The sequence below is a fragment of the Stenotrophomonas sp. P5_B8 genome, from assembly GCF_054049855.1.
Genome location: NZ_JBFULO010000169.1, coordinates 1 through 10,868, shown reverse-complemented (window position 1 = coordinate 10,868; position 10,868 = coordinate 1). Strand labels below are relative to the sequence as shown.

The 10,868-nt window shown below is 63.1% G+C and carries 7 protein-coding genes; all 7 read left to right on the top strand.

The genetic code is table 11. The features are described from left to right. Positions 1-73 precede the first annotated feature (73 nt). Positions 74-634 carry a transcription termination/antitermination protein NusG gene (gene nusG, locus ACXJKH_RS10975; protein ID WP_019186115.1) on the top strand — a complete coding sequence of 187 codons (561 nt, stop codon included), beginning with the start codon at positions 74-76 and terminating at the stop codon, positions 632-634. 243 nt (positions 635-877) lie between these two features. Then, complete coding sequence (gene rplK / locus ACXJKH_RS10970; RefSeq protein WP_017356002.1) at positions 878-1,306, top strand: 50S ribosomal protein L11; 429 nt, start codon at positions 878-880, stop codon at positions 1,304-1,306. Positions 1,307-1,310: 4 nt separating this feature from the next. Next, on the top strand, positions 1,311-2,009 hold the full coding sequence (gene rplA / locus ACXJKH_RS10965; RefSeq protein WP_256775016.1) for a 50S ribosomal protein L1: 699 nt from the start codon (positions 1,311-1,313) through the stop codon (positions 2,007-2,009). Between the two features lie 387 nt (positions 2,010-2,396). Next, the gene (rplJ, locus tag ACXJKH_RS10960) at positions 2,397-2,936 is read left to right on the top strand and encodes a 50S ribosomal protein L10 (RefSeq protein ID WP_457319451.1); all 540 of its coding nucleotides are present in this window, start codon (positions 2,397-2,399) and stop codon (positions 2,934-2,936) included. 62 nt (positions 2,937-2,998) lie between these two features. Continuing rightward, a complete protein-coding gene (gene rplL / locus ACXJKH_RS10955) occupies positions 2,999-3,364 on the top strand; it encodes a 50S ribosomal protein L7/L12 (RefSeq protein ID WP_457319450.1) in 366 nt (121 codons plus the stop codon). Positions 3,365-3,684: 320 nt separating this feature from the next. Then, the gene (gene rpoB, locus ACXJKH_RS10950; protein WP_457319449.1) at positions 3,685-7,836 is read left to right on the top strand and encodes a DNA-directed RNA polymerase subunit beta; all 4,152 of its coding nucleotides are present in this window, start codon (positions 3,685-3,687) and stop codon (positions 7,834-7,836) included. A gap of 39 nt (positions 7,837-7,875) precedes the next feature. Further along, positions 7,876-10,868 (top strand): DNA-directed RNA polymerase subunit beta' (gene rpoC, locus ACXJKH_RS10945; RefSeq protein WP_457319448.1); only part of this gene is annotated, 2,993 nt, incomplete at its 3' end.

Genomic DNA, 10,868 nt, shown 5'->3' with positions numbered 1-10,868 from the left:
CTCCTGCTGGGCGGATTTGATTTCCTGATTCAGAAAGCGACCCAGTGGTTCCTGGGTCGATAAGGAGAAACCAGTGAAGCGTTGGTACGTCGTTCACGCCTATTCGGGCTTCGAAAAGTCGGTTGCGCAGGCTCTGCGCGATCGCATCGTGCGTGACGAGATGCAGGAGCGCTTCGGTGATGTCCTGGTCCCGACCGAGGAAGTGGTCGAAATGCGCGCCGGCCAGAAGCGCCGTTCCGAGCGCAAGTTCTTCCCGGGTTACGTGCTGGTCCAGATCGAGACCCACGAAGAAAACGGTATCCCGCGCATCGACAACGAAAGTTGGCATCTTGTGAAGGACACCTCCAAGGTGATGGGCTTCATCGGCGGTACTGCCGATCGTCCGCTGCCGATCCGTGATGAAGAGGCTGCTGCCATCCTGGACCGCGTTCAGGAAGGCGTGGAAAAGCCCCGTCCGAAGGTGCTGTTCGAGCCGGGCCAGATGGTCCGTGTCACCGAAGGCCCGTTCAACGACTTCAATGGCGTGGTCGAGGAAGTCAACTACGAGAAGAGCCGTCTGCGCGTCTCGGTGCTGATCTTCGGTCGTGCTACCCCGGTCGAGCTCGAGTTCGGCCAGGTCGAAAAGGCCGTCTGAGCCTGCGGGAACAAGGTTCCGGGCCATCGCCCGGAACCTGAACGGCCCGGTCGCGCCTGCCTTGCGGCAATGGCGAAAAAATTCTGATATAGTGCGCGGCTTCCTGCCAGGAAGCTGGCAAAAAGCAAGGGCCGCCGCGAGGTGGCCTTCTGCGTGAATTCAAAACGCGATGCCGGGACGCGTGATTCCCGGTCCGATGGGGAGCCTGTTGTCGTAAGGCGCTAGCACCCGGAGAGCATACTCATGGCAAAGAAAGTTGTCGGTTACATCAAGCTGCAGGTGAAGGCCGGTCAGGCCAACCCCTCGCCGCCGGTCGGTCCTGCGCTGGGTCAGCGCGGCCTGAACATCATGGAATTCTGCAAGGCCTTCAATGCCGCCACGCAGAAGCTGGAGCCGGGTCTGCCGGTGCCGGTCATCATCACGGCCTATTCGGACCGTACCTTCACCTTCATCACCAAGAGCACCCCGGCCGCCGTGCTGCTCAAGAAGGCTGCTGGCATCTCCTCGGGCTCCAAGCGCCCGAACACCGACAAGGTGGGCAAGGTGACCCGTAAGCAGCTGGAAGAAATCGCCAAGACCAAGGAAGCCGACCTGACGGCCGCCGACCTGGACGCCGCGGTGCGCACGATTGCCGGTTCTGCCCGTTCCATGGGCCTCGTGGTGGAGGGTTAAGAAGATGGCACAGACCAAGCGTGAGAAGGCCATCAAGGCTGCCGTCGTCCCGGGTAAGGCGTATGCCTTCGAGGACGCAATCAAGATCCTGAAGACCGCTACCAAGGCCAAGTTCGTCGAGTCCTTCGACGTCGCTGTGCGCCTGGGCGTGGACGCCAAGAAGTCCGACCAGCAGGTGCGCGGTTCCACCGTGCTGCCGTCCGGTACCGGCAAGAGCGTGCGCGTCGCCGTCTTCGCCCCGGCCGGTGCCAAGGCTGACGAAGCCCTGGCCGCTGGCGCCGAAGCCGTTGGTATGGAAGACCTGGCCGAGAAGATGCAGGCCGGCGATCTGAACTACGACGTCGTCATCGCCACCCCGGACGCCATGCGCGTCGTGGGTAAGCTGGGCACCGTGCTCGGCCCGCGCGGCCTGATGCCGAACCCGAAGGTCGGCACCGTGTCGGCCAACCCGGGTGAAGCGGTCAAGAATGCCAAGTCGGGTCAGGTGCGTTACCGCACCGACAAGGCCGGCATCATCCATTGCACCATCGGCAAGGCCGACTTCGCCGAAGACGCGCTGAAGTTGAACCTGCAGGCGCTGCTGATGGACCTGATCAAGGCCAAGCCGGCAACCTCGAAGGGCACCTACCTGCAGAAGGTTTCGGTCAGCTCGACGATGGGCCCGGGCGTCACCGTCGATCCGTCGTCGCTGACCCTGAAGTAATCGTTTCAAGCGGGCGCGGGTCCTTCGGGTCCCGTGTCCGTCACATTTGAAGGCATCCGAGCAGGGGCAACCCCGCGGAGAAGCCGTCAAAGACCGCAGGCGCGGTCAGTACATACCGGCGACGGGCAGGGATGCTCGCTTTGGCAAGGAGTCGCCGCCGGCGCAGTACCGACCGCTTAATCGATTCTCTCGGGAATCACCCTGCGTAGATGGTGCCCTTCTGGAGTTTTTCTGGTTTACGCACGTCTGGGTTCTCCCAGGTTGGCCATCCAGGTCTAGAACGGCCCACCCTTGGAACATCACCTGATGTTCCCGGCGTCCAGGAGGGATACCGCCCAGGACCGCGCTCGGCAGGAGCCGTAAGCGGAGTTCAATTGGAGGAGTGCAATGGCTCTCAATCTGTCCCAGAAGCAAGAAGTAGTCGCGGAGCTGGCAGAAGTCGCCGCCAAGGCTCACTCCTTGATCGCAGCCGAATATGCTGGCACCACGGTCTCCCAGATGACCGCGATGCGCAAGCAGGCACGCGAAACCGGCGTTTTCTTGAAAGTTGTCAAGAACACGCTGGCGGCACGTGCAGTGGAAGGTACCGAATACGAATGCGCCAAAGACGCACTCGTCGGTCCGCTGCTGTACGCGTTCTCGCTCGAGGAGCCCGGCGCAGCCGGTCGCCTGATCAAGGATTTTGCCAAGACCAACGACAAGCTGCAGGCAAAGGTCGTGRCCATCGGCGGGGAACTGTTCCCGGCTGGCCATGTCGACGTGCTGGCCTCGCTGCCGACCCGTGATCAGGCCCTGGCCATGCTGGCCCGCGTCCTGACCGAGCCGGTCACGATGTTCGCCCGCGCCATCAAGGCCATCGGCGACAAGCAGGGTGGTGGCGAAGAAGCCGCTGCCGACGCTGCCGAACCGGCTGCCGAGACCGCCTGAGTCGACGTTTCCGTGGTTCCTGACGGAACCTCAACCCAGAAAATTATCCAAAGGTAATCAAAATGTCCCTTACCAACGAACAGATCGTCGACGCAATCGCCGAGAAKTCCCTGATGGAAGTGATGGAGCTGGTCAAGGCCATCGAAGAGAAGTTCGGCGTCTCCGCCGCTGCTCCGGTCGCCGCTGCTGTGGCTGGCCCGGCTGCCGTCGTTGAAGAGCAGACCGAATTCGACGTCATCCTGAAGTCGGCCGGCGACAAGAAGGTCGAAGTCATCAAGGCCGTCCGCGCCATCACGGGCCTGGGCCTGAAGGAAGCGAAGGACCTGGCCGAAGCCGGTGGCGTGATCAAGGAAGCCGCTTCGAAGGACGACGCTGCCAAGTTCAAGAAGGACCTGGAAGCTGCTGGCGCGACTGTCGAAGTCAAGTAAGCAGTTCCTTGCCTCGCCATCGAATCGCGGCGATGCAGCCAAGGCTGGGGGCGTAAGCCCCCGGCCTTTGGTCGTTGTTGCGACAACGACCGGTAGAGCCGACCGTTGGTCGGCTGCGGTAGAGCCGACCGTTGGTCGGCTGCGGTAGAGCCGACCGTTGGTCGGCTGACCTTTCCGGCCCCAGGCCGGCGAGTTGGCAGTTGGAAGTAGCAAAAGAAGGCGTGCTGGTGCCGGCAATACCAGCGACTTCCAACTGACAATTTTCATGTTCCCTTCGGGCCGCGCCTGTACGGCGGCCCGCACAGCCAAGGTGAGACCCCATGACGTCATATTCGTTCACCGAAAAGAAGCGTATCCGCAAGGATTTCGGCAAGCAGCGCTCGATCCTCGAAGTGCCTTTCCTGCTCGCCATCCAGGTGGATTCCTATCGGGAGTTCCTGCAGGAAAACATCGATCCGGCCAAGCGCCGTGATCTGGGCCTGCACGCCGCCCTGAAGTCGGTCTTCCCGATCGCCAGCTACAGCGGCAACGCTGCGCTGGAATACGTGGGTTACAAGCTTGGCGAACCGGTGTTCGACGAGCGCGAGTGCCGCCAGCGCGGCATGAGCTACGGCGCGCCGCTGCGCGTGACCGTGCGCCTGGTGATCTACGACCGCGAGTCGTCGACCAAGGCCATCAAGTACGTGAAGGAGCAGGAGGTCTACCTCGGCGAAATCCCGCTGATGACCGACAACGGCACCTTCATCGTCAACGGTACCGAGCGCGTCATCGTGTCGCAGCTGCACCGTTCGCCGGGCGTGTTCTTCGACCACGACCGTGGCAAGACCCACAGCTCGGGCAAGCTGCTGTACAGCGCCCGCATCATCCCGTACCGCGGCTCCTGGCTGGACTTCGAGTTCGACCCGAAGGACGCGCTGTTCACCCGTATCGATCGTCGCCGCAAGCTGCCGGTGTCGATCCTGCTGCGTGCGCTGGGCTACAGCAATGAAGAAATGCTGGCCGAGTTCTTCGAGATCAACACCTTCCACATCAACCCCGATGAAGGTGTGCAGCTCGAACTGGTGGCCGAGCGTCTGCGCGGCGAGACCCTGAACTTCGACCTGGCCGACGGCGACAAGGTCATCGTCGAAGCCGGCAAGCGCATCACCGCGCGCCACGTCAAGCAGCTGGAAGCCTCCGGCATCGCCGCCCTGGCCGTGCCGGACGATTACATCGTCGGCCGCATCCTGTCGCACGACGTGGTGGACGCCAATACCGGTGAGCTGCTGGCCCAGGCCAACGACGAAATCACCGACGATCAGCTGCAGGCCTTCCGCAAGGCCGGCGTCGATGCCGTGGGCACCCTGTGGGTGAACGACCTGGATCGTGGCCCGTACCTGTCCAACACCCTGCGCATCGATCCGACCAAGACCCAGCTGGAAGCCCTGGTCGAGATCTACCGCATGATGCGTCCGGGCGAGCCGCCGACCAAGGATGCCGCGCAGAACCTGTTCCACAACCTGTTCTTCACCTTCGAGCGCTACGACCTGTCCACGGTCGGCCGCATGAAGTTCAACCGTCGTGTCGGCCGCAAGGCTGTCACCGGCGAAGCGGTGCTGTACGACCGCAAGTACTTCGGTGAGCGCAACGACGAAGAGTCCAAGCGCCTGGTCGCCGAGCATGCCGATACCTCCGACATCCTGGAAGTGATCAAGGTCCTGACCGAGATCCGCAATGGTCGCGGCGTGGTCGATGACATCGATCACCTGGGCAACCGTCGCGTGCGTTCGGTCGGTGAAATGGCCGAGAACGTGTTCCGCGTGGGCCTGGTCCGCGTCGAGCGCGCKGTCAAGGAGCGCCTGTCGATGGCCGAATCCGAAGGCCTGACCCCGCAGGAGCTGATCAACGCCAAGCCGGTCGCCGCTGCCATCAAGGAGTTCTTCGGCTCCTCGCAGCTGTCCCAGTTCATGGATCAGAACAACCCGCTGTCGGAAGTCACCCACAAGCGTCGCGTCTCGGCCCTGGGCCCGGGCGGTCTGACCCGTGAGCGCGCCGGCTTCGAAGTGCGCGACGTCCATCCGACCCATTACGGCCGCGTCTGCACCATCGAAACCCCGGAAGGCCCGAACATCGGCCTGATCAACTCGCTGGCCGTGTACGCCCGCACCAACCAGTACGGTTTCCTCGAGACCCCGTACCGCAAGGTCGCCGACGGCAAGGTCTCCGACGACATCGAGTTCCTGTCGGCGATCGAAGAAAACGAATACGTCATCGCCCAGGCCAACGCCCTGACCGATGCCAACAGCATGCTCACCGAGCAGTTCGTGCCGTGCCGCTTCCAGGGCGAGTCGCTGCTCAAGCCGCCGGCGGAAGTCCACTTCATGGACGTCTCGCCGATGCAGACCGTGTCCATTGCAGCGGCGCTGGTTCCGTTCCTGGAACACGATGACGCAAACCGTGCACTGATGGGCGCCAACATGCAGCGCCAGGCCGTGCCGACCCTGCGTGCGCAGAAGCCGCTGGTGGGTACCGGTATCGAACGCGCCGTGGCCCGTGACTCGGGTGTGACCGTGAACGCCCGTCGTGGCGGTGAGATCGTGCAGATCGACGCCGGCCGCATCGTGGTCAAGGTCAACGAAGTGGAGATCACCGACGCGACCGACGCCGGCGTGGATATCTACAACCTGATCAAGTACACCCGTTCCAACCAGAACACCTGCATCAACCAGCGTCCGCTGGTGGAAGTGGGCAACGTGGTGGCGCGTGGCGACGTGCTGGCTGACGGTCCGTCCACCGACATCGGCGAACTGGCCCTGGGCCAGAACATGCTGATCGCCTTCATGCCGTGGAACGGCTACAACTTCGAAGACTCCATCCTGCTTTCCGAGCGCGTGGTGGAAGAGGATCGTTACACCACGATCCACATCGAAGAGCTGACCTGCGTCGCGCGTGACACCAAGCTGGGGCCGGAGGAAATTTCCGCCGACATCCCGAACGTGTCCGAGCAGGCGCTGAACCGCCTGGACGAGTCGGGCGTGGTGTACATCGGTGCCGAAGTGCGCGCCGGCGACATCATGGTCGGCAAGGTCACCCCGAAGGGCGAAAGCCAGCTGACCCCGGAAGAGAAGCTGCTGCGCGCCATCTTCGGCGAGAAGGCTTCGGACGTGAAGGACAGCTCGCTGCGCGTGCCGCCGGGCATGGACGGCACCGTCATCGACGTGCAGGTCTTCACCCGCGACGGTATCGAGAAGGACAAGCGTGCCCGTCAGATCGAAGAATCTGAAATCAAGCGCGTCAAGAAGGACTTCGACGACCAGTTCCGCATCCTGGAAGGCGCCATCTACGCCCGTCTGCGTTCGCAGATCGTGGGCAAGGTGGTCAACGGCGGTGCCAACCTGAAGAAGGGCGACACCGTTACCGACGCCTACCTGGACGGCCTGAAGAAGGCCGACTGGTTCGTGCTGCGCATGAAGGATGACGACGCCTCCGAAGCCATCGAACGCGCCCAGAAGCAGATCCAGGCGCACGAGAAGGAATTCGAGCGTCGCTTCGCCGACAAGCGCGGCAAGATCACCGCGGGCGACGACCTGGCGCCGGGCGTGCTGAAGATGGTCAAGGTGTTCCTGGCCGTGAAGCGTCGYMTCCAGCCGGGCGACAAGATGGCAGGCCGYCACGGCAACAAGGGTGTGGTCTCCAACGTGGTGCCGGTCGAGGACATGCCGTACATGGCCTCGGGCGAGACCGTGGACATCGTGCTGAACCCGCTGGGCGTGCCGTCGCGTATGAACATCGGCCAGATCCTGGAAGTGCATCTGGGCTGGGCCGCCAAGGGCCTGGGTCGCAAGATCCAGGGCATGCTGGAAGCCCAGGCCGCGATCAGCGACCTGCGCAAGTTCCTGGACGATGTCTACAACCATGACAAGACCCAGCACGCCAACCATGTCGACCTGACCCAGTTCAGCGACGAGGAGCTGCTGCGCCTGGCCGACAACCTGACCGACGGCGTGCCGATGGCCACCCCGGTGTTCGACGGTGCCACCGAAGCCGAGATCAAGCACATGCTTGCCCTGGCCGACCTGCCGTTGAGCGGCCAGACCCAGCTGTATGACGGCCGCACCGGTGAGGCATTCGATCGCCACACCACCGTGGGCTACATGCACTACCTGAAGCTGAACCACCTGGTCGACGACAAGATGCACGCCCGTTCGACCGGCCCGTACTCGCTCGTTACCCAGCAGCCGCTGGGCGGCAAGGCGCAGTTCGGCGGCCAGCGCTTCGGTGAAATGGAAGTCTGGGCGCTGGAAGCCTACGGCGCGGCCTACACCCTGCAGGAAATGCTGACGGTGAAGTCCGATGACGTGCAGGGTCGTAACCAGATGTACAAGAACATCGTCGACGGTGAGCACGAGATGGTCGCGGGCATGCCGGAATCCTTCAACGTTCTCGTGAAGGAAATCCTGCCCCGGCAGCCGCGCCACCCGTTTGTTTACTGACAGCCCATCGACAAGATTTCCTCCTTTCGGAGAAACACCATGAAAGACTTGCTCAACCTCTTCAACCAGCAGCGCCAGACGCTGGACTTCGACGCGATCAAGATCGCGCTGGCCTCGCCGGACCTGATCCGTTCGTGGTCCTTCGGCGAAGTGAAGAAGCCGGARACCATCAACTACCGTACGTTCAAGCCGGAACGTGACGGCCTGTTCTGCGCCGCCATCTTCGGACCGGTCAAGGACTACGAGTGCCTGTGCGGCAAGTACAAGCGCATGAAGCACCGCGGCGTGGTCTGCGAAAAGTGCGGCACCGAAGTCACCCTGGCCAAGGTGCGTCGCGAGCGCATGGGCCACATCGACCTGGCTTCGCCGGTCGCGCACATCTGGTTCCTCAAGTCGCTGCCGTCGCGCATCGGCCTGATGCTGGACATGACCCTGCGTGACATCGAACGCGTGCTGTACTTCGAAGCCTACGTGGTGACCGAGCCGGGTCTGACGACCCTGGAGCGCCGTCAGCTGCTGACCGAAGAGCAGTACCTGCAGGCACGCCAGGAACACGGCGACGACTTCGATGCCGCCATGGGCGCCGAGGCCGTGTACGAACTGCTGCGCACCATCGACCTGCAGTCGGAAATGACCCGCCTGCGCGAAGAAGTCGCCAGCACCGGTTCGGAAACCAAGCTCAAGCGTCTGACCAAGCGCATCAAGCTGGTCGAGGCCTTCCTCGAGTCGGGCAACCGTCCGGAGTGGATGGTCATGACCGTGCTGCCGGTGCTGCCGCCGGACCTGCGTCCGCTGGTGCCGCTGGACGGTGGCCGCTTCGCGACCTCCGACCTGAACGATCTGTACCGCCGCGTCATCAACCGCAACAACCGCCTGCGCCGCCTGCTCGAGCTGAACGCGCCGGACATCATCGTGCGCAATGAAAAGCGCATGCTGCAGGAATCGGTCGATGCGCTGCTGGACAACGGCCGTCGTGGCCGTGCCATCACCGGCACCAACAAGCGCCCGCTGAAGTCGCTGGCCGACATGATCAAGGGCAAGCAGGGTCGCTTCCGCCAGAACCTGCTGGGCAAGCGCGTGGACTACTCGGGCCGTTCGGTCATCGTGGTCGGTCCGTACCTGCGCCTGCACCAGTGCGGCCTGCCGAAGAAGATGGCGCTTGAGCTGTTCAAGCCGTTCGTGTTCGCCAAGCTGCAGCGTCGTGGCCTGGCCACCACCATCAAGGCCGCCAAGAAGCTGGTCGAGCGCGAAGAAGCCGAAGTCTGGGACATCCTGGAAGAGGTCATCCGCGAACATCCGGTGATGCTGAACCGTGCGCCGACCCTGCATCGTCTGGGCATCCAGGCGTTCGAGCCGGTGCTGATCGAAGGCAAGGCCATCCAGCTGCACCCGCTGGTCTGCACCGCGTTCAACGCCGACTTCGACGGTGACCAGATGGCCGTCCACGTGCCGCTCTCGCTGGAAGCCCAGCTGGAAGCGCGTGCGCTGATGATGTCCACCAACAACATCCTGTCGCCGGCCAACGGCGAGCCGATCATCGTGCCGTCGCAGGACGTCGTGCTGGGTCTGTACTACATGACCCGCTCGCTGGAGAACAAGAAGGGCGAGGGCATGGCCTTCGCCAACATCTCCGAAGTCAAGCGCGCCTACGACAACCGCGTGGTCGAACTGCACGCACGCGTCAAGGTCCGCATCACCGAAGTGGTGACCGACGAGGACGGCAACAAGCAGAACAAGACCTCGATCGTGGACACCACGATCGGTCGCGCCCTGCTGGCTGAAATCCTGCCGGAAGGCCTGCCGTTCGCGCTGGCCAACACCGAGCTGACCAAGAAGAACATCAGCCGCCTGATCAACTCCAGCTACCGCCAGCTGGGCTTGAAGGACACGGTCGTGTTCGCCGACAAGCTGATGTACACCGGCTTTGCCTACGCCACCCGTGCCGGCGTGTCGATCGGCATCGACGACATGCTGATCCCGGACGAGAAGAAGGGCATCCTCACCGAGGCCGAAGCCGAAGTGCTGGAAATCCAGGAGCAGTACCAGTCGGGCCTGGTCACCGCCGGCGAACGCTACAACAAGGTGGTCGACATCTGGTCGCGTACCAATGAACGCATCGCCAAGGCGATGATGGACACCATTGGTACCGAGAAGGTGATCAACGCCAAGGGCGAGACCATCGACCAGAAGTCGATGAACTCGCTGTACATCATGGCCGACTCCGGTGCGCGTGGTAGCCAGGCGCAGATCCGTCAGCTGGCCGGTATGCGTGGCCTGATGGCGCGACCGGATGGCTCGATCATCGAAACGCCCATCAAGGCGAACTTCCGTGAAGGCCTGAACGTGCAGGAGTACTTCAACTCTACGCACGGTGCCCGTAAGGGTCTGGCCGATACSGCGCTGAAGACGGCSAACTCSGGYTACCTGACCCGTCGTCTGGTCGACGTGGCGCAGGACGTGGTCATCACCGAGGTGGATTGCGGTACCACCGAAGGCCTGACCATGACCCCGATCGTGGAAGGCGGCGACGTCGTGGAGCCGTTGAAGGACCGCGTGCTGGGTCGTGTCGTGGCCGAGGACGTGTTCCTGCCGGGCAACGACGAAGATCCGATCGTGACCCGCAACACCCTGCTCGACGAGCAGTGGGTGGCCCTGCTTGAAGATGCCAGCGTGCAGTCGGTGAAGGTCCGTTCGACCATCTCCTGCGCCTCGCCCTTCGGTGTCTGCGCCCATTGCTACGGCCGCGATCTGGCCCGTGGCCACATCGTCAACATCGGTGAAGCGGTTGGCGTCATCGCCGCCCAGTCGATCGGTGAGCCGGGTACCCAGCTGACCATGCGTACGTTCCACATCGGTGGTGCGGCATCGCGTGCGGCTGCGGTCGACAACGTCACCGTGAAGACCACCGGTTCGGTGAAGTTCAACAACCTGAAGTCGGTCGAGCACGCCAGCGGTTCGCTGGTGGCGGTCTCGCGTTCGGGTGAAATCTCGGTGCTCGATGCCCACGGTCGTGAGCGTGAGCGTTACAAGCT

Excerpts from the sequence above, each read along its gene's own strand:
- rplK (WP_017356002.1), top strand. The coding sequence starts at position 878 with ATGGCAAAGAAAGTTGTCGGTTACATCAAGCTGCAGGTGAAGGCCGGT.
- rplA (WP_256775016.1), top strand. The coding sequence starts at position 1,311 with ATGGCACAGACCAAGCGTGAGAAGGCCATCAAGGCTGCCGTCGTCCCG.